This window comes from Bacillus sp. FJAT-29814 (assembly GCF_001510715.1).
In the GTDB taxonomy this organism is placed as follows: domain Bacteria; phylum Bacillota; class Bacilli; order Bacillales; family Cytobacillaceae; genus Neobacillus.
This window is the reverse complement of the sequence record NZ_LMTJ01000013.1, coordinates 23,881-48,875: the sequence shown is the minus strand read 5'-3', so window position 1 is coordinate 48,875 and position 24,995 is coordinate 23,881. Positions and strand designations below refer to the sequence as shown.

17 protein-coding genes are annotated in these 24,995 nt (G+C 45.3%); 7 read left to right on the top strand and 10 right to left on the bottom strand.

Going from position 1 to position 24,995, the window contains the following annotated elements; translation table 11 throughout:
- Positions 1 to 75: 75 nt before the first annotated feature.
- On the bottom strand, positions 76 to 6,183 hold the full coding sequence (locus AR334_RS26270; protein ID WP_066321125.1) for a DUF4350 domain-containing protein: 6,108 nt from the start codon (positions 6,181 to 6,183) through the stop codon (positions 76 to 78).
- A 236-nt stretch (positions 6,184 to 6,419) separates the two neighbouring features.
- Here AR334_RS26270 and AR334_RS26265 point away from each other — a divergent pair, with 236 nt between their 5' ends.
- On the top strand, positions 6,420 to 7,613 hold the full coding sequence (locus tag AR334_RS26265) for a HupE/UreJ family protein (RefSeq protein ID WP_066321124.1): 1,194 nt from the start codon (positions 6,420 to 6,422) through the stop codon (positions 7,611 to 7,613).
- A gap of 142 nt (positions 7,614 to 7,755) precedes the next feature.
- Here the strand turns inward: AR334_RS26265 and AR334_RS26260 are convergent, their stop codons facing one another.
- On the bottom strand, positions 7,756 to 8,220 hold the full coding sequence (locus AR334_RS26260) for a hypothetical protein (RefSeq protein ID WP_066321121.1): 465 nt from the start codon (positions 8,218 to 8,220) through the stop codon (positions 7,756 to 7,758).
- Between the two features lie 277 nt (positions 8,221 to 8,497).
- Between AR334_RS26260 and AR334_RS26255 the strand changes: the two genes are divergently transcribed.
- Complete coding sequence (locus AR334_RS26255) at positions 8,498 to 9,799, top strand: NCS2 family permease (RefSeq protein ID WP_066321118.1); 1,302 nt, start codon at positions 8,498 to 8,500, stop codon at positions 9,797 to 9,799.
- A 47-nt stretch (positions 9,800 to 9,846) separates the two neighbouring features.
- Here the strand turns inward: AR334_RS26255 and galE are convergent, their stop codons facing one another.
- Positions 9,847 to 10,818, bottom strand: coding sequence for a UDP-glucose 4-epimerase GalE (gene galE, locus AR334_RS26250; protein WP_066321115.1), 972 nt, complete (start codon positions 10,816 to 10,818; stop codon positions 9,847 to 9,849).
- 366 nt (positions 10,819 to 11,184) lie between these two features.
- On the opposite strand from galE, the gene AR334_RS30485 reads away from it, so the two are divergent.
- On the top strand, positions 11,185 to 12,819 hold the full coding sequence (locus AR334_RS30485) for an N-acetylmuramoyl-L-alanine amidase (protein ID WP_066321113.1): 1,635 nt from the start codon (positions 11,185 to 11,187) through the stop codon (positions 12,817 to 12,819).
- 299 nt (positions 12,820 to 13,118) lie between these two features.
- On the opposite strand, the gene AR334_RS26240 is transcribed toward AR334_RS30485, so the two are convergent.
- Positions 13,119 to 14,111: a zinc-binding dehydrogenase gene (locus tag AR334_RS26240; RefSeq protein ID WP_066321111.1), complete on the bottom strand. Its 993-nt coding sequence runs from the start codon at positions 14,109 to 14,111 to the stop codon at positions 13,119 to 13,121.
- A 227-nt stretch (positions 14,112 to 14,338) separates the two neighbouring features.
- Here AR334_RS26240 and AR334_RS26235 point away from each other — a divergent pair, with 227 nt between their 5' ends.
- From AR334_RS26235 to AR334_RS26225, 3 genes are all read left to right on the top strand, one after another.
- Positions 14,339 to 15,262 (top strand): LytR family transcriptional regulator, encoded by a 924-nt coding sequence (locus AR334_RS26235; protein WP_066321108.1) that lies wholly within the window; start codon positions 14,339 to 14,341, stop codon positions 15,260 to 15,262.
- A gap of 124 nt (positions 15,263 to 15,386) precedes the next feature.
- The gene (locus AR334_RS26230; protein WP_066321106.1) at positions 15,387 to 15,890 is read left to right on the top strand and encodes an Lrp/AsnC family transcriptional regulator; all 504 of its coding nucleotides are present in this window, start codon (positions 15,387 to 15,389) and stop codon (positions 15,888 to 15,890) included.
- Complete coding sequence (locus AR334_RS26225) at positions 15,887 to 17,083, top strand: aminotransferase (RefSeq protein WP_066321104.1); 1,197 nt, start codon at positions 15,887 to 15,889, stop codon at positions 17,081 to 17,083. Before AR334_RS26230 ends, AR334_RS26225 begins: the two co-directional genes overlap by 4 nt.
- Positions 17,084 to 17,486: 403 nt before the next feature.
- On the opposite strand, the gene AR334_RS26220 is transcribed toward AR334_RS26225, so the two are convergent.
- A complete protein-coding gene (locus tag AR334_RS26220) occupies positions 17,487 to 18,731 on the bottom strand; it encodes a C40 family peptidase (RefSeq protein WP_066321102.1) in 1,245 nt (414 codons plus the stop codon).
- Positions 18,732 to 19,216: 485 nt separating this feature from the next.
- On the opposite strand from AR334_RS26220, the gene AR334_RS26215 reads away from it, so the two are divergent.
- The gene (locus tag AR334_RS26215; protein WP_066321100.1) at positions 19,217 to 19,528 is read left to right on the top strand and encodes an LPXTG cell wall anchor domain-containing protein; all 312 of its coding nucleotides are present in this window, start codon (positions 19,217 to 19,219) and stop codon (positions 19,526 to 19,528) included.
- Between the two features lie 50 nt (positions 19,529 to 19,578).
- On the opposite strand, the gene AR334_RS26210 is transcribed toward AR334_RS26215, so the two are convergent.
- From AR334_RS26210 to flhA, 5 genes are all read right to left on the bottom strand, one after another.
- Positions 19,579 to 20,019 (bottom strand): PilZ domain-containing protein, encoded by a 441-nt coding sequence (locus AR334_RS26210; RefSeq protein ID WP_066321098.1) that lies wholly within the window; start codon positions 20,017 to 20,019, stop codon positions 19,579 to 19,581.
- 160 nt (positions 20,020 to 20,179) lie between these two features.
- Complete coding sequence (locus AR334_RS26205; protein WP_066321096.1) at positions 20,180 to 20,902, bottom strand: FliA/WhiG family RNA polymerase sigma factor; 723 nt, start codon at positions 20,900 to 20,902, stop codon at positions 20,180 to 20,182.
- A gap of 13 nt (positions 20,903 to 20,915) precedes the next feature.
- Positions 20,916 to 21,866 (bottom strand): MinD/ParA family protein, encoded by a 951-nt coding sequence (locus AR334_RS26200; protein WP_082693120.1) that lies wholly within the window; start codon positions 21,864 to 21,866, stop codon positions 20,916 to 20,918.
- Positions 21,820 to 22,938, bottom strand: a complete 1,119-nt coding sequence (locus AR334_RS26195; RefSeq protein WP_066321095.1) for a hypothetical protein — start codon at positions 22,936 to 22,938, stop codon at positions 21,820 to 21,822. Before AR334_RS26195 ends, AR334_RS26200 begins: the two co-directional genes overlap by 47 nt.
- Positions 22,939 to 24,987 (bottom strand): flagellar biosynthesis protein FlhA, encoded by a 2,049-nt coding sequence (flhA, locus tag AR334_RS26190; RefSeq protein ID WP_066321094.1) that lies wholly within the window; start codon positions 24,985 to 24,987, stop codon positions 22,939 to 22,941.
- Positions 24,988 to 24,995 lie beyond the last annotated feature (8 nt).

The window sequence follows — 24,995 nt, the reverse complement described above, 5'->3', positions numbered from 1 at the left end:
CAGAGGCGCGGTTGAATTAACTAAAAAACAGGCCAAAATCATCTAATAGATTTTGGCCTGTTTTTGGTTTAACATTTATGCTTGTTTACGTCTTTTAATCAGGACTAAGGAGAAGCCAAGTGCCAACAGCAGCAACCCTGCGAATAATAGGTTGTAAGAATTTGTCGCTGTATCTGGCAGCTTGTCGCCATTTAATTGCGTTGGAGCGTCGGCATTGACTTTGGTTCCCTCTGTTTCAAATACGGTGAAGATGCTGAAGTGTTTTGTCTGTACTTCGACCTTGCCATTTCGATAAACTGCACCTGGAACCAGTTCCCATCCTTTTGTTTTTTCATTAAAGTAGAACACTTTCAAGTTATTCGTGTTTTTCACCTTGCTCACATCCACATCGAATGTCAATGTAATTGGCTCGGCAAATTCATGAATGACTTGGCCGTTAATAATGATGGTGAAATCATATACCGGGCTCTTTGCTTGGTCAATCTTTGCTAATTCTTTAAGGGCAACGTTGAAATCTTTGCCATCTTTAAGAATGCTTGTAGGGATGTTTACTGTTACATAATCATTTGACACTGCCAATGAAATGCCTGCTGCCTTTAACTCTGCAACCTGCTCTTTGGACAGTTCCACCCGGCTTGATTGCTTGCTTCCAAGGTCGACAGTAAGAACACCTTTCGTTGCCACTGCTTCCTTCACAGCATCTTCAAATTGCTTGGCAGGAATGGTCGCCTTGCCGCCATCAACAGTTGGCTTAACTGTAACTACAGGCTGTTGCGTACCACCATTGTTAGTTCCAGGCTGCTGGGTGTCGCCAGGTGTGCCAGGCTGTTGCTCTCCGCCAGTGTTATCCCCTGGTTGCGGTGCTCCGCCGTTTTCACCTGGCTGCTGCGTTCCGCCACTGCCATCGCCAGGCTGGGTTCCTGTATCAGTGTTTGGCGTTCCGATTAGTTCCTTCGTATCACGGACACGAATCCGTTCCCCTTGGGCAAATGCACCGGAAAGACCGACTGCTTCAAGCGTGTCGCCAACCTTGAGCACCGGAACCGGGCCGCTTTGGTTGACAATATATCCATCAGTGAATACTAACACGTTCCCAGAACCATCGTTGATGTAATAGGAATTATCATCGAACTTGGATGTTACTTTACCCTTTACTTTAACAAGTAAGCCTTGGTATGCTTCCGAAGTTGCATCCCCTGTCTGAACTGCTTTTGGCTGTATTGGTTCACCAGTGCCAATTTTTATGACATCCTGGTCAAACTTGACGAACTCAAGCTCTTTATTGTTATCAAATGTTTTCATATGGCCGTAAATCCGAACCTTATCTCCAGGCTTTATGGAACTAGCCGTTACTTCTTGGAAGGCCATGATTCCTCCAGTTTCATCCTGGACGTAGAAGGCATCGAAGAATACACCGGCACCAGTCGTAACCGTTCCTTCAACGACAACATTTGTGTCGTCAGCAAGGTTGCGGGCATCGCCGATCTTCGTTATTTTTGTTCCGCGGTCTGCAAGCCAGTTGATCGCGTTTAGAGTAAATTCATCATTTCCTAAAGGCTCGAATGATTCATCCATCTGCTTATCGTTAAAAATATTCATGCCGGAAACTACAATCCGTCCCTTTTCACCGATTTCCTCAGAGGCAATCAACGGAATTGCAGATCCTCCCTTATCATCGGAAACGGCATCATAGGTATAACCGCCTAAGATATTTCCTTGATAAGTGGTTTCATTTCCCTTGGCTAGGATTGTAACCTTGCCGCCTTCTGTTAACGGCTGGTTATTTGCCCCTGCTAAGCTTGTACCGCTAAAGTATTCAATAAACGATACACGGTCCGTAATATAGTTGGATACTAATCCAGGGAATGACCTTACTGCCCATGGTGCTACAGCAGGATCGCTCCAGAAGTTTCCTGTTTTACTGTCATCGAAGACACCATCATTACCCATACGGATAGCAGATCCCATTTCCGCAAGGAGAGAGTTATTAATCGTCGGGTCGCTACTCTTATTGGACTTTCCAGCCATCAATAGGGAACCGCCGTTTTTCACGAAGTTTGCCACTGCTGTTTTTTCTTCAGCTGTCAGTGCCGTTTTCGGATGGGTCAGAACCAAGACTTTGACCCCTGCCAATACTGCATCAGTAATCGTTGTCTTGTTTTCAACGACTGTATAGCCTTCAATTTGCAGCATTTTAGTAAATGCCTTCAGATTGTTAGCATAGGAGCCGCTGTCGCCACTAGTATTTTCATTGCCATGATTTGCATCAATCATGATTTTAATACCTAGCGGTTCCTTCACATTAACTGTTTGTGTATACTTGGCGTCGCTAAGGTCAAGACCGTCAAGCGAGGTCACAACAGCAATCAGCGTGTGTTCTCCTTTAATTGGGCTGTTCCATGTAAATGTTGCTGTGCCGACTCCCTTGGAAACAATGGATGATAGAGTTTGCATACCAATCTTGTTCGCATCTTTCACCACATCGAAGTATAGGTCGACTTTTACATTTTTAACCTCTTGTGTTCCGTTATTGGCAACATCAGCTTTTAGGGTAGCCGGGTTACCTGCAACGATGACATCGCCGTCAACAGTAATGCCGTTTACCTTTACATCAACTGCTTCTTCTTTCGACCAGATTGGTGAGGAATACATCCTGTCTCCGTCCATTTGGGTTACACGGACTACAAACCATTGCTGGCCGCCTTTAACTGTATAAGATGGCTCCCATGTGAATTCTTTTTCCATTGGTGAATAAGAATCAACGACCACACCGCCATTGGAAATTAACTCAACCTTTTGGACTCTGTCATCTGATTTATAATCCTTTGCCAGATAGTCATATTCCGGCATGCTCCGGTTTTCCGCCACTAAGTCGCTTCCTGAAATCTTAAATTGAAGCGATTTGCTGTCAACTGTTGAGCCCATGTAGTAACCATTTGCCAACACATCCATGGTGAAGTTCGGATCTTCAACCATGTAGACGCGCATATTTTTCATCGAATGTAACAATGATGCTTCTGACAGGTCATCTGCGACGATAACGGTACGCGCTTTTGTCTGGCCCCATGTTCCTTCATGGTTGTCCTCTCCATACGTAGGAGCAATATGCCAACCCAAATCAAGGGTAGAGAAGTATTTCTTCTCGGCGTTCGCATATCCATAGTGCCCTGAACCGTTACCTACTTCAAACATAGTAAACAGCTTGTCTACATCTTTGTTGTATGGTTTGAAATTGTTGAATGAGTTAGCAGACATATCAGGGTGGTTGAATTGTCCCACAATATCTTCGTATGTCAGTACCCATGCATAATATTTAGTTACATCAGTATTGTACATTTTACCGTTAATATTCCGGTCAATGAAATTCTGAGAACCGAAAATGTTCGAATGTCCCCAAGATGTTGAAGTCATTTCAAATGCCGGGAATACAACATAATCACCATTTTTCGTATATTGCTTGGCCAAGTCCTTTGTTAACTGCCAGTCGGCACCGCCTGAACGTTCAGGTGTGTTGCCTCGTTCTACGGTATCCTTACCAAGCAGGTCAGGGTCAATATCATGTGAGTGGTCAGAGAATGCGAACCAGTCATAGCCATACTTTTTACCGGCATTGACGGCAGCTTCCGGCGTACCCGCACCATCATGTGAAATATTGGTATGGTTGTGGGTAGTACCACGATAATGATTACCGCCAGTGAAACGTGGAACAACTTCAAATGTCCATGTTTTCTCACCGCTGTTACCTTTAAGGTCGGTAGCTACTACTTTCACTGTGTGAGATCCTAGTGCAAGGTCTGCATTCGGCGTGAATTTTACTTGTTTTGCATTAACCGTAGCCTTCGTGTAATCAATTTCTTGATTATCAAACCAAACCTTCACGGACTCGGGGTCAACACCGCTAGGGTCGTCGATGACCACTGCAATTTCCGGACGCGGCGTTTCCACTCTGGTTTTGTCTACAGGCGTTTCTCCTGTAAATGTTGGTGCAGCCTTGTCTAAAATTAACGCTACTGAATGTGGTGCTTCTTTTGTTCCTGAAGTTTTTGCCTTTTCTCCAGCTTTTGCTTCAATGTAATACTCAAAACCTGCTGCTGGTACGTCAGCCGCTAGTAAAATTGCAGTATAACGCCCTTCGCTGGTCGCATTCATTGGCAGGGCTGTATAGTCTGCAGCACCTGTTGCACGATAATAGGCTTTAACGGAATCTGCACCGCTGGCAACCGCCACAAATTCAATATTTACATCGCGATAGACTTCAGTCATTGCGGTGTGGCTTAAGTTTAACATTGACGTAATGTCTTTTACGTCACGCGGGAACACTTGGTATCCGTTTGTTTTCTGTGTGGTATTAGATGTATATTGTCCAACAATACCTGTAATGGAATAGCTGTTTCCGACAATCAGATCGGTGTCAGGTTTAATGTCGGTTCCGGACATTACCCGCACTGTTGTTGTTTTTCCGGCATCATCTGCGAATGTCACGTTGTAATTGGCGCCAGATGCCGCCACCGTTGTTACTTTTCCGGTTACTTTTACAAGCGATCCTTCAAGAGGCTCTATTGTTGAAAATGTGTTTAAGTCCAGAATTGTAATATCCTTTGTTGTTGGCAGATTATTACCTTCACTAATTTTTACAATATTGGTAGGCTCAAACTCTGCAAGGCCGTAATAATCAATGAGCTTACCAGTGACCTTAACTTGGTCGCCGCGTTGAATCGTCAGACCAGAGTCATAGCTTCCGAATATGTTAATACCGCCCGTTGCATCCTGGATGTAGAAGTTATTCTTCTGAGTACCCATGATACCATTTTGGACGGTTACAATTCCTTCAATAGTAAAGAAATTATTAACGTTTGTTAAAAGACCAGTTGCATTCGTTACATCGACATCTTTAATCGGCGTAATTTGTTCTAAAGCTGCTTTTTCAACTGCTACCGGTGTACTCTCCAGCATAATTCCAGTTTTGCTGCTGGATTGCTGTGTCACGTATACTTTATCCGGTGCGTTGCTGTTAATTTTAATCGTGAAACCGCCAGTAGCCCCAACAGTTTCTGTCGCCAGGATTTCAGTCTGATTTACGGTTTCATTTGGGTAAACATTTATGGTGGAGCTTGCGACAGCTGCTTTACTATCCCCTATTAATGTTCCTGCTCCCGCGTTAACCATGTAGCTCAGTTTCGTTGCGTCCACACTTGTGCTTGGAACAGCTACATTAATTGGAATTCCTGCGCTCTCATCCATTCCGTCTTGAATGGCAGAAACATAGACAGTAGTCAGAGTTAAATCTGCTGGCAGGCTGATTTCAAATGCGCCGTTATCAGCGGCAGTGCCGGTACCAATTTCAGCTCTGTTAGTCGCGCTTTCAAATACTTTAATAGTTGAATTTGCAACAGCTGCTCCAGGTAACCCGATCAGCTTTACTGTGTTTGCCTGTTTTAGATATTGAATATTCAATCCATTTGGATCCAGGCTAATTACCGGAACCATTGGAGCCTCTGTTGGGCTTGCTGTGTTTCTAGGAGCAGCAATTGGCCCTACATAGAAGTCTTCTGCATTTACATCTGTGTCCCAAGCATTCCCTTTGCCAGGCGCAGGGTTTACCTTTGCATAAGGACGACGTTGTGCGCTGGTTGTATTTGAAAGAGCATTGGTGCCTTTTGTATAAGCAGGTGAGCCTTCAAACTCACTTGAACTACCGAAACCTACCAAATCAACTACGGTATTGTTTCCGTCTACAATTCTGACTTTACCATTAGTACCGCTCATGTTAATTCCAGCCGTCATGTCCGCCGCTACAGGAATTTCAGCACCAGTAGCACCGCCGCTCATCACGATTAAATAATAGCCGTGTGCTGGAATCGTTCCATTAATAGCAGCCGCATTTGAGGAACTCGAAAACGCTCCAGTACTAGAACCGTATTGAATTTGCCAATTTTCCATATTAATCGGCTGATCCGTAGGGTTGTAAAGTTCGACAAAATCTTTATTATAGGTTGCCGCATTACTTGTACCAGCTGTACCATTACCACCGCCGCCATAAACTTGGGAAATGACAACATTGTCTCCCGACGGAGAGGCGCTAACTTTGCCAATCAAACTGCTCGGCAAAAACGTGCTGACCAAGAGGAGAATAGCCGTAAGCATGCTAATCGAGCGCTTATACTTCCTTTTATTAAATTTCATCTTTTTTCCGTCCCTTTTAGTATTATTGTTTTGTCTATGAAGCTAATAAAATTTCTCCCTCTCTTTCAAAATTTTATCTATTACTCTAATATTCTACAAAATTTTCATTATTAAAGAAATAACTAATATTATGGAATAAAAAGGAATATTTTTTAATTTTCGTATACAAAGCCTTATGAAATGTGATTATATATAGTAGGATAATTTTTTTACAAAAACAATCAGGAGGCGTAACAGTGCTTTTCTTTTTCGACAAATATAGACAACATTACTTGTGGTGTCTATGTATCTTTTTAATCCTGCTTACAGGATTCCCTTCTTGGGCTCAGGCTCATACCTACAGTGCCAGCTTTACTAAAGTCAAAATGGATACCAATAAAACTGAACTTATCTTTTCTCTTGATACATTATCTATTATTGAACTAATTGAGGATATCGATAAAAATAACAACAATGATGTTGATAAATCAGAAATAAAAAAAGCCAGTGTGGAATTGGAGGAATTAATTCATCATCGCTTATCTCTCGACCTGAATAACCGTCAGCAAGAACCAGAACTGGAAAAAATGAAGCTTGAGAAAAAAGAGGATAAAAATTATCTAACCTTTTATCTCCGTTTTTCTGCCTTTACACCTGGCGATACAGTCTCGTTTACTGATGGCCTTTATACGAATGACCCGGACACAAACTATGTCAATCTGATTTCCTTTGAGTACCCGGGAGCGTCCGGCCAAGCCGTCCTACAGGGAAAAGAGCGAACATGGACGATTTTAGTTACCGAAAACCAGGAAGAACAATCCTCTGATGGCGGTACAACGGTTCCCGATGGAGGACAGACCCCAGGTGATAGCCAAACACAGCAAGGGCATGCCCAAACTTCATCATCTTCTGGCTGGTTTTCATTTTTCAAACTTGGCATGCTCCATATCTTGACTGGGTATGATCATTTATTATTTCTGTTTGCCTTGCTTTTAAGAAAACAGACCTTTAAACAATACGCAGCGGTTGTCACATCTTTTACCGTAGCTCACAGCATTACCATCAGTTTGGCGGTATTGGGGTTGGTTACACTGCCGTCACGTTTTGTTGAGGCGGTCATCGCCTTCAGTATTTGCTATGTGGCGCTGGAAAATGTCTTCCGCAAGAATCTGAAGCATCGCTGGGGAATCACGTTTCTGTTCGGGTTGATTCATGGACTAGGGTTCGCTTCCATTTTAAAGGAAATGAATATTCCAAAAAGTAACCTCGCAGTGGCGCTGTTTAATTTCAACATTGGCATCGAAGTGGTCCAGTTGATGATTGTCCTGCTATTGTTGCCGCTCTTGACCTATATGTTCAAGCTGAAATTCTCAGATAAAATCATCCGCTACGGTTCGTATGCGATTTTTGCATTAGGACTGATTTGGCTGGTGGAACGGCTATTTCTTTAATAAAAAAAGCAGCCTGCCTTCCCGTTACATTACAGGGTTGGCAGGCTGCTTTCCTTATAGCTGACTGGCGCTTATTTCCTGGAGTTCTTGTTTGTTAAAGTCGGGATAAGCGGCGATTTCCCCTATCATTTGAAACGAAAGTCTACTGATTATAATCCCACATAATTTTCCATTCGTCTTTTTCTTCGACAACAAAAACCTCCTGCATGAGATCAAAGTTCCCATATTTGCCTTTATACGTTTGCGTGACCGGGATCTTGTAGACATTTTTCATCGCAGGACCATCCTTGGAGATTTTCCACTTGTCCAGTTTTTCTGCCTCGCCCAATGTATAAGTGAAAGTTTCGACCCCGAAATGATTCATAAATACGTGAGCGCGGTCCTGTATGTAGTCACCTTTTGTGAATTTCTTCCTCATGGCGGAATGAAATAAATCCCAAGAATTGGAGAAATCCCCCTCCTGTTCATAACGATAAAACTCATTCACCACATCCACCGCCTCCCCTTCAGAAGAAACAAAGACACAGCGAACCAGCATGGCCACAGCAGCAAACACCAAAGCCCCTAAAATAATCCCCTTTAATGGAATAGACCTTCTTTTGCGCATAACAAATCCCCTTTACCGATAATCACTTATTACAAACAATATGAAACCTCATGTCCAAATAGTCTCCATTTCAACTTGCGGTTCTAAATGCGTGCTGGGATGGTGTCCGCCCCACATGGACAAAATCGAAAAATTGTCCACGCGCGGTGCCTGACACCCATGGAACGGTATACATCGTAGAAAATGGGAAAAATAAATTTAGATATTGAAATTCGAACAGAAAACGAATATTATTATAAAGTCTTTTATATATTGTTCGTGTTTTGGAGGAGCTATTATGTTTAAATTGAAGGAAAACCAAACGAATGCGAGAACGGAGGTTATGGCGGGGATTACGACGTTTTTTACGATGGTGTATATTGTCGTGGTTAACCCGGTGATTCTTGCCGATGCCGGCGTCCCGTTTGAGCAAGTCTTTACTGCAACAATCTTAGCCACAGTGATCGGTACGCTATGGATGGCACTGTTCGCCAATTATCCGATTGCCATCGCGCCAGGAATGGGACTTAATGCCTTTTTTGCCTATTCCGTTGTAGGCGGCGGGCAAAATATCAGCTACCACACTGCATTTGCCGCTGTATTTGTCGCCGGATTGATCTTTGTGATCTTGTCGCTCACTCCACTAAGGGAAAAATTAATAGATGCCATCCCTGATAACCTGAAGCACGGGATTACTGCAGGAATTGGTTTATTCGTTGCCTTTATCGGCCTGCGCCTGACAAAAGTGATTGTCGCTGACCCTGTCAATCTGGTCAAACTTGGCGATCTCCATGCGCCATCTGCCCTGCTTACCATCGTCGGACTGGCCATCACCTTGATTCTGATGATGCTGCGGCTTAACGGAGCGATATTTTTCGGAATGATTATTACCGGGCTGATCGCCTTTTTCACCGGTCAGCTATCTTTCGATAAAGGCTTCCTGTCGTTTCCCTCCCTCCCTGAGGGGCTAATTATCGCCAATCCTATTACAGCCCTTGGCGATGTCGTTCAGTACAGCCTGTATGCCGTGGTATTTTCATTTATCCTGGTAACGATTTTTGACACAACGGGAACGATGATTGGCGTGGCCAACCAAGCCAAGCTCATGAAAAACGGCAAGCTGCCGCGCGCACGTCATGCACTGCTGTCGGATTCGATTGCAACCGCAATCGGAGCGATGTTCGGGACAAGCCCTACAACGGCTTATATTGAATCTACGTCCGGGGTTGCGGCAGGCGGCCGGACAGGATTGACCACCTTAACCGTTGCTGGTCTATTTATTCTTTCCGCTTTCTTTGGGCCTCTTGTCAGCGCTGTTTCCGGCATTTCAGCCATCACCGCACCAGCGCTGATTATTGTTGGGAGTTTGATGATGGGCAGCATCTCCAACATCCGCTGGCATGATCTCGACGAAGCGTTTCCAGCGTTTTTGACCATCCTGGCGATGCCGCTGACTTCAAGCATTTCAACCGGAATTGCTCTTGGTTTTATCACCTATCCGCTGCTCAAGCTCGTCAGGAGAAAATGGAGTGAGGTCCACCCACTAGTATATGTTTTTGCGGTGTTGTTCTTTATTCAATTGGCATTTTTACAGCATTAAAAAAATAAAAGTCCAATTCACGACGGAAAGTGAATTGGACTTTTTCTTTAATATTTCTGTTTCTGATGCCAGTTCCAGGCGTCGGAGATGACTTTCTCAAGATCTCGTTCAGCCTTCCATCCAAGCTCTGTGTAGATTTTGGCGGAGGAGGCGACGAGTCTTGCCGGGTCGCCGGCACGGCGGTCGGCCAATTCGACGTTAGCCTTCAGCCCGGTCACCTTCTCACAAGTTTCGATGACTTCCTTCACGGAATAGCCAAGCCCGTTACCCAAGTTGTACACCTCGGCAGACTTTTTCCCAGAAAGGAGCGCCTCAAGGGCAAGGATGTGTGCGGATGCCAAATCGGTAACATGGATATAATCACGGATACAGGTACCGTCCTCCGTGTTGTAATCCGAGCCGAAAACCGAAACCTTCTCCCGCTGGCCCAACAACTGCTGAAGAACAATCGGAATTAGATGCGTCTCCGGGTCGTGGCTTTCGCCAATCGCCGCGGATTCATGAGCCCCTGCTGCATTAAAGTAACGCAGGATTACATAATTTAAGTCATAAGCCTTTGAAAAATCAGCCAGCATTCGCTCCACCATCAACTTCGAATGGCCATAAGGATTGATTGGCGCTGTTGGCGTCGTTTCATCAATGATATCTACAGTCGGAATCCCATATGTAGCAGCAGTAGATGAGAATATAAAGTTTTTCACATCGAATTTCATCATAACTTTTAATAGAGTTAAAGTCGATGCGACATTATTTTCGTAATATTTCAATGGGTCGACCACTGACTCGCCCACCAGGCTATTCGCGGCAAAATGCATCACCGCTTTAATCGGATAGCTTTTAAAAATCATTTCCAAATCGTCTTCGCTACCTAAATCGCCTTTTACAAAAATCGACCGGCTGTCAATGGCTTCACGATGGCCAGTTGACAGATTATCCAGAATCACGACATCTTCCTTTTCAACTAATTCCTTCACAAGGTGGCTGCCGATGTAACCAGCCCCGCCAATCACGAGAATCATATTGCATTTCTCCTTAAACCAGATTCATTTCCCTTCAATATTATATCATTTTCAATTCGCCGCTTCCCTAATTGGGAATTTAACAATATCCTCCAATCATATAATTACCATAGTCCGTAACATAATTTCCCCAGCACCCTGTCCATTTTCCTACTATAAAGGTAAATAAAAAGTAGGAGGTCCTGTTGGGTATTAATTCCTGTTTTTACAGTGGCAATACATGCCATGGTGCCTGACACCCTTGCCACTCTTGGCATTGTCAGTATGATAACAAAGGGCGCCTGACACCGCGAAGCCCAATCGGCCCGAACCTGTTACCGGTTTTAGCCATACGATAATATGTATATTAGAAATGGAGGAGATGAAATGAAGATTTATTTGGATCCAGGCCATGGCGGCACTGACCCTGGTGCCCAAGGTAATGGTCTGAATGAGAAAGATGTTACGTTGAGTATTGCGCTAAAGCTACGTGATATTTTGATCAATGAATACCATAATGTCGAGGTCAGGATGAGCCGTACCGGCGACACCACCAAAAGCCTGGGCCAGAGGACAAGCGATGCCAATGCCTGGGGCGCCGACTACTACCTGTCCATCCACATCAATTCGGCAAGCCCTGCGGCTAATGGTTATGAGGATTTCATTTATAACGGACTTTCGGATTCATCGTCTGCGGCGAGATACCAAGCGATCATTCATGAAGAGGTAATCAAAGTGAATGAACTAGCAGATCGCGGCAGGAAAAAGGCCAACTTCCATGTGCTCCGTGAGTCTAAAATGCCTGCGATGCTGTCGGAAAATGGTTTTATCAGCAATGCCCATGATTCGGCATTAATGAAACAGGAAGCATGGCTTCAAAAGGTGGCTAGAGGACATGCGAATGGATTGGCGCGCGCCTTTAACCTGCAGCGAAAAGCTAACCCATCAACCGCGCCAGCTCCAGCACCAGTGCCGACTTCTACACCGACTCCTGCAAATACGGTTTCCGGTACCCTATACAGAGTGATGGTAGGTTCATTCCACTCCAGGGAAAATGCAGACGAGCGTGTCGCGCGGCTTCGTTCATTAGGGCATGATGCCTTTGTAGTGACAACTACCATTTCCGGTGCAACTTGGTACCGTGTCCAGGTGGGGGCTTTTACAGACAGGGAAAACGCCGAACAGCGCCTCAAGATCATGGAGATTGCGGGCTTTACAGATGCGTTTATTATTGTAGAAAATAGTGGCAGCAGTGTAGGAGGCGGTGCCGCTAGCAGTGGAAGCAGTGGAGGAGGCGGAAGTTCTGCACCGGTAGCAGGGACCGGTACAAACAGCGGCTCGAGCGGAAGTTCTCCAAATGCCGGCACCGGCACTGGCACTAGCACTGGCACTAGCGGCGGGAATGGACCAACGGTAGGGTCTACGGTAGGATCGAATGGCGATGCCGTCACTAACCGCGGTGTAGCATCAGGAAGCATCCCCGTACAGCAGAATCCACCAGTCAATTCCATTTTCGGACCAACCCTTCTGTCACCGGAATTAATGGACCGTTTTGTTAGAACCGTTAACCCTGATGCACCAAAACTCGCTAACTATTATTTAACCTACGGCGAATACTACGGAATCAGGGGTGATATTGCCTTTGCCCAGGCCATCCATGAAACAAACTTTTTCCGTTTTACCGCAGTCGTCAAACCGGGACAGGATAATTTTGCTGGCATCGGTGCCACCGGGCCTGATAATCCTGGAGCAAGCTTCCAAACACCAGAAGAAGGCGTTCTTGCCCACATGCAGCATTTATACGCATATGCCACAACAAGCCCGCTACCAAACCAATACCCGGTCGTCGACCCTCGATTCCATCTGGTTGCACGAGGCTCAGCGCCTACTTGGACTGGACTAAACGGAAAATGGGCAGTCCCCGGCACAACCTACGGCCAATCCATTCTAGACCTCTACAAAAGAATGGTCCAATTCTCGATCCAAACACTCGAGACAATCCGCGGGGAAGCGACCCGATAACCAGTTCGGTACGGTAAATTTCCCCTTCCGCCCTCCAATTCCCATTAATAGGGAAATGGTGTCAGGCACCACAAAAAGACAAATCTCCCAATTTGTCCACCTCACACGGACAAATGCCAAATTTTTATGCCTGGCACCGAAATTTTTTCTGAGTGGTGTCACGCCCGGACGGGGGGGCGGGCTTGGTACATATTTTGTGTTTGTAGGTGAAGTCGGGGCTATGGGAAAGTCGTATAGAATATATATATATATCAAACACAGCAAAGCCGCCACTCACAATGAATGACGGCTTTCGTTATTTAGCCAATGTAAAACCCTATTTTTCCGAGCTGCTCGGCGTTTTCCATCCGTTTGAATGCCTCGCCAAACTCCTCTAATGAATACATCCGGTCTACTACCGGCCTGATTTGATGCTTCTCAACAAATTCCAGCATCTCGCGGTATTCCTCGCCGCTGCCCAGTGTCGAGCCAAACAGGCGGTATTGGCCATAGAAAAAGTCACGCAGGTTGAATTCGACCACATCGCCCGCCGAGGCGCCGAACGTCACCATCGTGCCGCCCGGGCGCAGCTGCTTCAGCGACTTGTTAAACGTTGCCGCCCCTACACACTCAATCACAAGGTCCATCTTCTCGCCGTCAAGCGCCACTTCCCAGTCTTCATTACTGTCAAACGCCCGGTCAGCCCCTAGTTGAAGCGCCTTTTGACACTTTTCTGCAGAACGGGATGTCACATAAACAGTTGCACCGGCCGCTTTGGCGAACTGCAATAGCAGCGTCGCTACACCGCTGCCGATTCCCGGGATCAGCACTTTCATCCCTTCGCGTACCTGCCCCTGCGTAAACAAGGCCCGATAGGCGGTCAGCGCTGCCAACGACAACACCCCGGCCTCTTCCCACGTCAAATACGCAGGCTTCGGTGCCACATTTTCCGCGGGCACGACGACATGCTCTGCAAACGTCCCGTGGAACGGCAAACCTAAGATTTCAAACCCCTGCGGCGGCGCATCCGATTTTTCTCCCCAGCCAAGGCTCGGATTCACCAGCACCTCATCACCAATCCCAATACCCGTAACACCTGCTCCAACGGCATCGACGATACCAGCGCCATCGGAACCTATCACTAGCGGCGGGTCGGTCGGCTTATGCCGCACAAGCACGAACAAATCCCGATGGTTAAGCCCTGCTGTTTTTAGTTTAACCCGTACCTCACCTGCTCCAGGCTGGAACTCCTCGATTTCCCGGACCTCCACCCCATGGAGGCCGGCTTGTCCTGCATGAACTACTGCTTTCATAATAAAAGTCACCCCTGTTTTCCATAAAAATTCTTCAAAAACTATGTAATAATTCCATAATACTCTGAAAAATAGGTTTTTTAAACCCTTAATCTAACTCTCAAGAACCTTCGATTAATAGCTCTCGATTTCACCAATACTAAATTACCATCCATTTTCTGTATCCATTTTCCCAGTTTTCTGCTATTCTATTCAATGAAAGTCTGTATTTTATTGGAGGACAAAAAATGAGAAGCAACAAAAAGAACCGCAAGTGGCTGAAGGTCACGGGGATTATTCTATTATTATTAATTATTGCCGGTGGAGCTTATGCTTTTTCTGTCTATAAATCGTTAAAAACTGCTGTTGATACGATGCATCAGCCAATTGAACGGAAGCAATCGGAAAAACGCGAAGAACCCGTTGCTTTCCACGAAAAGGATCCTTTTTCTGTTTTATTACTGGGGGTCGATGAACGTGAAGGCGACAAAGGACGTTCCGACTCGTTGATTGTTCTGACAGTTAACCCGAATAACAATTCCGTCAAAATGCTAAGCATTCCGCGTGATACCCGGACTGAAATCGTCGGCAAAGGGAAAGACGATAAAATCAACCATGCCTATGCGTTTGGCGGCGTTCCAATGGCCATGGATACGGTTGAAAACTTCCTTGATATCCCAATCGATTATTACGTCCAGATTAATATGGAAGGATTTAAAGATATCGTCGATGCTGTTGGCGGGGTAACTGTTCAAAATGACCTTGATTTTATCGACGGCGGGGTCCATTTTGCCAAAGGTGAAATTACCCTTAACGGCGAACAGGCGTTAATTTTTTCAAGAATGAGATATAACGACCCTAGAGGTGATTTTGGCCGGCAGTTAAGACAGCGGCAGATCATTCAAGCAGTAATCAATGAAGGGGCAAGCGTTTCAAGCTTGGCCAATTTCTCAGATATCTTCAATGCTTTGGGTAAAAACGTCAAGACCAACCTCACCTTCGGGCAAATGATGGACATTCAAAAGAACTACAAATCGGCCGCAGGAAACATTCAACAAATGGAAATCAAAGAAACCGGCACAAAGATCAACGGTATTTATTATGGTTTGGTCGCCAAGGAAGAGCAGCAAAGAATTCAAAATGAGTTAAAAGCGCAATTAGAGCTTCAATAAGCAAAGAGAGAGCGGATTGGTCAACCCAATCCGCTTTTTTTTCGTTCCATGGGTGACATTGACGCGAAGCGGTAGTAAAATCAACAATATGAAAAAATTCGAACATTATAAGGGGTGCGTAGCTATGAAGTTAACAAGTGAGGAACTTGAGATTTTAAAAATTATTGAAGAGAACCACCGCCTACCAATTGAGACGATTGCGATGATGGCCATGACTAGCGAAGAGGAAGTACAACGCACGATTAAGAAATTGGAAGACGTAAAAATCATCATTAGCTATCCAACGTTAATCGATTGGAGCAAGGTCGAAGGCCAGGAAGGCGTTGTCGCGATGATTGATGTCAAGGTGACGCCCAAGCGTGGTGTTGGCTTTGATGAAGTTGCAGGAAGGATTGCCCGCTTCCCTGAGGTTTCCTCCCTCTATCTGATGTCTGGCGCCTACGACCTTTCCATCACCGTTGAAGGCAAAACGATGCAGCAAATTGCCAGCTTCGTCTCGGAAAAATTATCGCCGATCGAAAACGTCGTGTCGACGACGACTCATTTCATGCTGAAAAAATACAAGCATGACGGCGTGATTTTTGACGACGACGACGAAAAAGACCGGAGAATGGTGGTTACACTATGAAACACGATTACGCCAGTTATATTTCCGATACCGCAAAAGACCTGAAGCCGTCGGGGATTCGCAGGTTTTTCGACCTTGCCGCTCAAATGGAGGGCGTGATTTCCCTTGGGGTCGGTGAACCGGATTTTATCACCCCTTGGGGCACTCGTGAGGCCGCCATCCTGTCGTTGGAGCAAGGCTATACGTCCTACACCGCCAACCCCGGGCTTTTCGAACTGCGACAGGAAATTACGAACTACCTAGATGCACGGTTCGGCGTTCAGTATGATCCGAAAAATCAAATCATTGTCACCATTGGTGCGAGTCAGGCTATTGACCTCGCCTTCCGCGCGATTTTAAACCAAGGCGACGAGGTGTTGATTGTTGAACCAGCGTTTGTGTCGTACGGGCCATTAGTGGCCATTGCCGGGGGAACCCCTGTGCCCGTGTCCACCATTGCCGAGAACGGTTTTAAGGTAACACCGGAGCAACTCGAGTCTGCGATTACTAACCGCACAAAAGCGATTCTCTTGTGTTCACCGAATAATCCAACCGGGACAACATTGAACAAAGCGGAGCTTTCGGCGATTGCAAAAATCGTTGAAAAACACGACCTCATCGTCGTGTCGGATGAAATATACGCGGAGCTGCTCTACACCGATGAACCGTATACAAGCTTCGCCTCTGTTGAAGGCATGTATAAACGGACTATATTGATCAACGGTTTTTCCAAAGGTTTTGCGATGACCGGCTGGCGCCTTGGCTTTCTGGCTGCGCCGAAGGAATTTGTCGAAGTGATGCTGAAAATTTTTCAATATACCACCATGTGCGCGCCACATATGATGCAGCACGGTGCCCTTGAAGCACTCCGCAACGGCTATCATGAAGTTGAAGCGATGCGGGCGAGCTACCGCCGCCGCCGCAACTATGTCGTCCAGACGCTGAACCAAATCGGCCTGGATTGTCACATGCCGGGCGGGGCATTCTACGTGTTCCCGTCTATCAAATCGACCGGGCTCACCTCAGAACAATTCGCTGAGGAACTGCTGATGCAGGAAAAAGTTGCCGTCGTACCAGGAAGTGTATTCGGGGAAAGCGGCGAAGGTTACGTCCGCTGCAGCTACGCGACCTCGATGCAACAGCTGCAGGAGGCGCTGAAGCGGATGGCGCGGTTTGTGGAAGCGAGAAACTTCGCCGTCCGTGCGGATTATTAAAAAGCGAACAGTGCCACTGTTCGCTTTTTTAATTAGGCACTGTTATAGCTGAACTGAATGTTGATTTTTGAAAGATAAACGGAAAATTCCGTTTAAATTGGAAAATAACCATATTTCCCCAAAAATAGGGGAGTTTTTCCGTCTATTTTATAAAATTCTTTGGATTTTGTCTTATTTAGAGCAGTTAATCGGAATACTCCGCTTATTTCTGCTTCTTTAGCCTCGATTATTTATATTAGCCGGAATTTTCCGCTTATAAATTCTCATATCTACACTAAAAATCAACAATGAATCATAACAGCGCCTTTAATTAAAATACATCCGAACTCCGTGGAAAAATTCGAAAAAAACAGCACGAAAGACATCATCACTAAAGTTAACGACCTGCGGCTGTTTGAGTTGATTAAGGAAATATCATAAATGTTATGGAAGGCAGTACCCTCACCGCATCTGTAAATTTTTCCGAATAGAATGGAGCAATTTTAACAACATCGCCCGTTTGCGGAGCGTGAATATATAGTCCACTGCCTAAATAAATGCCGACATGGTAGGCAGGGCTTCCTTTAAACACTAAGTCTCCCGCTTCAATTTGGCTTAGAGGTATTTTTGTCCCGAAATTTTGCTGGTCCCGCGAAACTCTTGGAAGTTGAATGCCAATAGAACGATAAACATAGGAAGTAAATCCTGAACAATCAAATCCCTCTGGTGTGGTCCCCCCCCAAACGTAAGGAACACCTAAAAACTTGATGGCATAGGTGATAATCTGGTTGACCGCTTCAGAGTTCGGCTGATCAGTTAACGAAGACAATAGCTTTTGGTCTAAACCAATTTTGCCGATCACCTGCTGGGCTAATTGGGTTTGGTACTCTGCCAGCTGTGCCGCAAATTCCTGCCCCAGGTTTTGCAGGTGGGTTTGGGCGGCCGCTAAGGCGGTGGCAATATCTTGTTTATCTGCTTCAATCTTGCGTTGTTCCGAGGTCAATTCTTCTTTAGTGTGGTTCAAGCTAGTTAATTCTGTATGTAATTTTACCTCTGCTTCTGCTAACGCCCCTTGTTTTTCATGCAGGCTTTTCAGCATGTCATTGTCATTTTGAATAATCGTTGAAATGGCCGTAAAGCGGGTGAGAAACTGGGAGAAGTTTTTGGACGAGAGCAGAATTTCCGCGTAAGAGGCAATGGGAACCTTGCCCTGTGCCTGAATACTTTTTAACCGCTCGGAATACCTTTTTTTCCGGTTTTCCAAATCCTGTTTGGCCTGTTCAATTTGAATCTTTAGCTCGTCAATTCGCCTCTGCTGGGCGTCAATTTGTTCGTTTAATTTATTCGATTTTTCCATTGACAGTACGATGGCGTTGTCCAGCTGCTGGATCTTTGTTTCAAACTCCTCTATTTGTTTTTGTATCTCGATAATTTCAATTGGGACAACTGGGACAACTGGGACAACTGGGACAACTGATGGAGGTACAATTTGACCTTGAGCCTCAGTGTTTTGTTCAGGCGCGGTCGGGTCAGCTGCTGCAGGCGGAGCTTGCTCCTGAGTCTCATTGGGTGGATTGGTTGGATCAGGCTCCGCCCATGCAGGGACTGCCTGAATGGCAGCTGCCAGAGCAACAGCTGATATGGCCGTTGTAATTATTTTTTTAACCATTTCTACTTTCCTCTTCCTGCAGTCATACCTGCTATAATCTTATCTGATCACCTAAGATAGAATAGTAAAATAGGGAATGTGATAGCTGGGGCGTTTGTGCGTCCTGATGGGCACGAACGCCCCGCAAGGAACTTCACTTTCTTAGAATCTCGAAAACTATTTTTTTCGAATGCCTGCCCACGATTTAATTCGAGAGCCTTAGTGGAGATAATATAATAGGATGGGTCAGTTCCATAAACAATAAACTTCCTGTAAGGAACAGGGCGGCAAATTTTTTTAATGCCTTCTTTTTTCTGTCATTCATTACCATTATAACACCTCTGCAAGTAATTAAAAATCAAAAAAACAGTTCCCAGCGCCTCCTAAAGAAGCCGGAAAACTGTCTGTCATCCTTTATCTAGTTACCTTGGTCGATTGCGCCGCTGAACGAAAAAGTTACCGTTACCTTTACTGCTTCTAACGGCGGGAAACAGTATCTTAATGAAGTGACCAATATTAAGGCTCTTAATCAAGAAGCAGATGGCTATGAAACTTATCAACTAGTATTTGCTAGTGCGGACCAACCGCAAAACCCGGGTACTCCAGGTGACCAAACACCTGCCAAAGATTCGGGAACACCTGCTAAGGATGCCGGCACTGCATTAGGTTCAAACGGCAGCCAAAATACCCGAAGTGTACCTGCACAAAGCAATAAACTTCCAAACACTTCAACAAATATGTTTAATCTTCTTCTATTCGGACTGCTGTTGGTGGCAGCTGGCGGGGGAATGTTATTCCTAAAAATACGCAGAGTATAAGTAAAACCATTATTAATCTATTGAGATATTTTGAGCCCCTAGTCCAAGGATTAGGGGCTCTCTTCATAACCAAGCAGTTTGTTTAAAAACGACCGGGTTTGTTCTGGAGTTTCAAAATGGGCGCCATACTGATACAATCCATCAGATATCACTTCCGTCCAGATGATCAGACCGGGAATATGGATTTTTTCTCCCAAGAACTCTGAATCAAATGAAAAAATAATTTCCTGATTGAGCTCTAAATGCAAGTTAGATAAAAACCTTAATCCGCCAGATCCTAGATTTTCAATGATGACCTCAATATCTTCCAAGTCTGCATCTACATTTAGCAGCGTCAGCTCTGATTCTATTGGAGATGGAATCTTTATTCGGAACGAATTTGCGTGATCGTGACTGGTCATTTCCTTTTTTGGAGGACTTACACACTCTTGATCATGTTCTTCCACCCTATTCGAGGCATATTCTACATGTTCAAACACCTTTAAAGCCATTCTAGTTAATCCCCTTAATCTTTTTGTGAAGAATCGAAATAGATAGGTAATCTAAGTAATTATTTAATATTAGTAACGGCAGTTTTCGGGCAGATGAATAGTCCTTTAGTCATAGATTACCACAAAAAAAAGTGCCCCAAACCTAGTTTTTTGGGCACTCTCATTCTTTTTCAAGATATTCTTTTTCAAAGGCTTGCTTTAACCGTTTGATGATTTTCATATGAAGCTGGGATATTCGCGATTTGTGCAGTCCGAGAATTTGTCCGACCTCACTCATACTTAAATTCTCGTAATATATGAGCGAAAGAATGATTCTTTCCTTCTCCGGCAATTCGTCGATGAGCGACGCTAGAAGCTCGCTCCGCTCTTTTTCTTCTATTAATATTGACTGTTCGACAACAGAATCATCAGAAAGCAAATGAATCTTTAATGGGTTTTCATCCCCGTTATCCACCGGCTCGTCTAACGAGGTTTGTTTTTCAAAGGAAGCCTTCATGAGGATGTCTTTGCATTCCTTTTCACTGATTTGTAAATAATCACTCACTTCCTTAAGGGAAGGCTGCCTGAAAAACTTTTGCTCTAAATATTCGAACGCCTTCATGACTTCCTTTTCTTTTTTCCTTAACGTTCGTGAGAGTGGATCGTTGCGGCGAAGCCCGTCATATATTTCACCGCGAATCCGTTGGGTCGCATAGGTTTCAAACTTTACATTTTCACGCTTATCGTATTTTCGGAAGGCGTCCAATAAACCCATCATCCCAAACGAAAGCAGTTCATCCTCCTCGACATGGAGAGGAAGGCTTCTCTTTGTATGCTTAACGATTTTGTGAACTAATGGCAGATAACGGTCAAATAACTCTTCTTCAAGCTGCAGATTCAACATTCCTTTCCCTCCCCTAGATTCTGACGAATTGAGACATCTTTTGGATAAACCCTTTTATGCCGCCTGCTGCAACTGGGCGCTGACCGCTATTCCCATTTAAATAAATCCCCGTCAAATCCTTCATCCATTTGGCGGCATGGGACTTCGGATAGTTTAAGTAAAACGGCTTTTGATCCAGGACAGATTGAAACACGAGCCCATCATTCGGCAAAAATCCAAGAATATCAATCTCTTTATCTAAAAATCGTTTGGTTACTGTCCGCATTCGGTCGGCTATCGCCATTCCTTCCTTAGAATTGGCGACACGGTTGACCACTAACCGTACATCCAAGCTTGAATTCTGGTGATGCAATATTTTTATCACCGAGTAAGCATCGGTAATCGCCGTCGGTTCCGGTGTGGTGACAAGGATAATTTCATCCGCGGCCAAGTGGCAGCGCTGCGATTCCTTTGATAGTCCTGCACCGGTATCGAACAAAACAATATCGGCGTATCCCTGGAGTTTTTCCAATTCCCCAAACAAATAATTGGTTTCGCCATCCCTTAAATCTAGGATTTCCTCAAACCCGTTCCCTCCAGAAATCAACTCCAGGCCATTTGGGCCCGTCTCCAGTACGTCCCAAATACACTTCCGCGACTTCACCAGATCAATCAGATGATATTTCGGCGTCATCCCCAGCAAAACTTCTTGGTTCGCCATACCAATATCGAAGTCGATCAGGACAACCTTCTTTCCTGACTCACTTAGGCTGAGGGCAAAGTTTAATGCAAAATTTGATTTGCCGACACCGCCCTTGCCGCTTGTGATCGAAACGACCTTTGTGGATTTTTCCTTTTTTTGTGTTGATATGGTCGTGCTATTACTTCCCTGGCTCAAATCCGAAACAGCTGTTGTTGCTTTTCCCTCGTTGCCACTATTAAAACGCTGATACAATTCTCGCAGCCTTTGTGCTTGATCCTGCATCCTCATCGACTCCCATTATCTTTTTCGCCATATACTCAGGTTCGGCCAGCATGATGTCTTCCGGAACACCTTGTCCTAAAGATAGAAACGATAACGGATAGGGATAGTGATACACTAAATTTAATGCAGCGCCATAACAGGTGCTTTCATCCCACTTTGTCAGGATCACTTTATCAATTTGAACCGATTTCATCTTTTCAATAATTTGCTTCATGTCCTTCCACCTCGAGGTCATACTGAGCACTAGGTGATTTTCCTGCTGAACAGGCTGGGATAACAGCTTATTCATGTCCTCGACATATACCTCTTCAAGATAATTCCGACCTGCCGAGTCCATAAAAATCAGCTGGCAGTTGTGCAGACGGCTTATGGCCAGCGCCACCTGATCCGGGCTTTCGACCACCTCAATCGGGATATTCAAAATGTTGGCATACGTCTTTAGCTGCTCCACCGCAGCAATCCGGAAAGTATCGGCGGTTAAGAAGCCGACCTTCTTGCGCTGATAGAGCACCTGCCGGGAAGCAAGCTTGGCAATCGTTGTTGTTTTTCCGACTCCAGTAGGGCCAAGCAGCGTGATCATATTCACATTTGGGTCGAGTCCATCGGCAGCGATGCCATCCTGAAATAGCTTCGTGATTGTCAGGAGAACGATATCCCGAACCTCTTGTTCGGAAAAATCCTCCACCGCAGGCATTTGCGTGAGCACTTTTTTCTCAATAAATCGGATCACTTCCAGGTCAACCTCTTGGTCCTTTAACCGTTGAAGCCATTTCGCGAGCTTTCCCTGAGCTGGAGCATCGCTGCTGTCTTTTGAAAAATTCTCCAACAGCTTCTCCATATTGGAAAGCCGCTTTAGCACTTCCGTTTCCGTTGGTTCTTCTTTTTCCAGGGCCTTTTTTTCCGACACCTCAGAAGCGGCAATCACTTCTAATTGCTTCCGCTGGAAAAAGCCAAAAAATCCGCCTATTTTAATCTCTTTTGTATTCAAGATCACTGCGTTTTCTCCTAGCTCCAGGCGAATCTGCTGGACGGCCTGCGGCAGTGAATCGACGATATATCGTTTAATTTTCATTTAGGCAACCACCTCAACCTGTTGAAATTGGACAACGCCAATATTTTGCACCTCGACATCGGATTCGAGCTCGTTGAATGAAATCACCGGAATATCGGCATTGATGCGCTCGACTATTTGCTTAAGGTACATCCGAATAGTCGGTGACGTCATGATAACCGGCTGAATTCCCGCGCGCACCACCTGTTGGATCATGTCATTTAAGGAAGAAACGAGCTGCTGAATCGTTTGCGGATCGAGTGATAAATAAATGCCTTGCTCGGTTTCCTGGATACTTTCGGTAATCACCTTTTCCACACTGGCACTTACTGTAATCACTTGAATCATTTTATTGACCGCTAATTGGCCGGTAATTTGCCGAGATAAGCCCTGTCTGGCATATTCGGTCAAGTAATCCGGATTTTTTGTAAAAACGGCCCAATCGGCTAGTGTTTCTAAGATGGTCGGGAGGTTTCGGATTGAAATTTTTTCCTTCAACAGTTTTTGAAAAACCTTTTGAATTTGTCCGATTGATAACAGCTGTGGCACCAATTCCTCCACCAATGAAGGGTAATGCTCCTTCGCCTTATCGATGAGTTGCTTCGTTTCTTCCCTGCCTAAAATCTCATGCGCATAGCGTTTAATTGTCTCCGCGAGATGGGTCGTAATCACCGAAGAGGCGTCAACAACGGTAAAGCCGAACATTTCAGCCTTCTGCCTCATTTCCTCACTAATCCATAGCGCCGGTAGTCCAAATGTTGGCTCGGTTGTTTCGATTCCACTGATGCCGTGGTCCTCATCCTCTGGCGCCAGCATTAAGTAGTGGTTGAGAAAAATCTCCCCACTGGCAATCTCGTTTCCTTTTAATTTGATGACATACTGATTGGATTCGAGATTGACATTATCGCGGATCCGGATAATCGGAATGACCAACCCGAGTTCCAAGGCAACCTGTTTGCGGATGGCAATCACCCGGTCTAAAATATCTCCGCCTTGGGATACATCCGCTAACGGAATCAGCCCTAAGCCAAATTCGAACTCGAGCGAATCGACATGAAGCAGATTGAGGACATTTTCCGGACTGTTCTCCTCCTCCATCGGCACCTCAGCGACCTCATCTAATTCTTCAGCCTCTTTCTCCTTCGCCTTTTGCATTTTATAGGCCGCAAGCACAAGCAAGCCGGCAATACTCCATGTTAAAAAGATGCCAATCGGGGTAACCAAGCCGAATAACGCGATACAACCGGCCACAACATAAATCAGCTTTGGATAGTTGAATAGCTGACGGGTCAAGTCATCGCTAAGGTTGCCGTCAGATGCAGCGCGCGTGACAATGATCCCGGTGGCCGTTGAAATTAACAGTGCCGGAATTTGGCTGACAAGCCCATCACCGACCGAAAGCAGGGTGAACGTACTCGCTGCTTGGGCAAAATCCATCCCCATCATCGTCATCCCAATGATAAATCCGCCAATAACGTTAATAAACAGGATGATGATCCCGGCAATTGCGTCCCCTTTGACAAATTTGCTGGCCCCATCCATGGCCCCGTAGAAGTCTGCCTCATGGCCGACTTTTTCCCGCCGCGCACGGGCATCTTTTTCACTGATCAGTCCGGCGTTCAAATCGGCATCAATGCTCATCTGCTTCCCCGGCATCGCATCCAGGGTGAAACGAGCTGCTACTTCAGCGACACGTTCTGATCCTTTCGTAATGACCAAAAATTGAATAATGACTAAGATTAAAAAGATGATAAAGCCAATGACGGGATTCCCGCCGATGACAAATTCTCCAAACGTTGCAACCACCGTTCCAGCATCCCCATGCGAAAGAATCGAACGCGTTGTCGATACATTCAACGCCAGCCGAAACAGCGTCGTTAATAACAGCAGCGAAGGAAAAATAGAGAAATCTAAAGGTTCCTTCGTATTCATTCCCACTAATAGAATGGTAATCGACAGCGAGATATTTATAATCAACAGAATATCTAATAAAATCGTAGGCAAGGGGATAACCATCATCACAACAATCAGCAGCACGCCGAGTAATACGGAAATATCTTTAAATTTCATCTGTTCAC

Coding starts and splice junctions, on each gene's coding strand:
- AR334_RS26270 (WP_066321125.1), bottom strand. CDS start 6,183: ATGAAATTTAATAAAAGGAAGTATAAGCGCTCGATTAGCATGCTTACG.
- AR334_RS26260 (WP_066321121.1), bottom strand. CDS start 8,220: ATGCGCAAAAGAAGGTCTATTCCATTAAAGGGGATTATTTTAGGGGCT.
- AR334_RS26255 (WP_066321118.1), top strand. CDS start 8,498: ATGTTTAAATTGAAGGAAAACCAAACGAATGCGAGAACGGAGGTTATG.
- galE (WP_066321115.1), bottom strand. CDS start 10,818: ATGATTCTCGTGATTGGCGGGGCTGGTTACATCGGCAGCCACCTTGTG.
- AR334_RS30485 (WP_066321113.1), top strand. CDS start 11,185: ATGAAGATTTATTTGGATCCAGGCCATGGCGGCACTGACCCTGGTGCC.
- AR334_RS26240 (WP_066321111.1), bottom strand. CDS start 14,111: ATGAAAGCAGTAGTTCATGCAGGACAAGCCGGCCTCCATGGGGTGGAG.
- AR334_RS26235 (WP_066321108.1), top strand. CDS start 14,339: ATGAGAAGCAACAAAAAGAACCGCAAGTGGCTGAAGGTCACGGGGATT.
- AR334_RS26230 (WP_066321106.1), top strand. CDS start 15,387: ATGAAGTTAACAAGTGAGGAACTTGAGATTTTAAAAATTATTGAAGAG.
- AR334_RS26225 (WP_066321104.1), top strand. CDS start 15,887: ATGAAACACGATTACGCCAGTTATATTTCCGATACCGCAAAAGACCTG.
- AR334_RS26220 (WP_066321102.1), bottom strand. CDS start 18,731: ATGGTTAAAAAAATAATTACAACGGCCATATCAGCTGTTGCTCTGGCA.
- AR334_RS26210 (WP_066321098.1), bottom strand. CDS start 20,019: ATGGCTTTAAAGGTGTTTGAACATGTAGAATATGCCTCGAATAGGGTG.
- AR334_RS26205 (WP_066321096.1), bottom strand. CDS start 20,902: ATGTTGAATCTGCAGCTTGAAGAAGAGTTATTTGACCGTTATCTGCCA.
- AR334_RS26200 (WP_082693120.1), bottom strand. CDS start 21,866: ATGCAGGATCAAGCACAAAGGCTGCGAGAATTGTATCAGCGTTTTAAT.
- AR334_RS26195 (WP_066321095.1), bottom strand. CDS start 22,938: ATGAAAATTAAACGATATATCGTCGATTCACTGCCGCAGGCCGTCCAG.
- flhA (WP_066321094.1), bottom strand. CDS start 24,987: ATGAAATTTAAAGATATTTCCGTATTACTCGGCGTGCTGCTGATTGTT.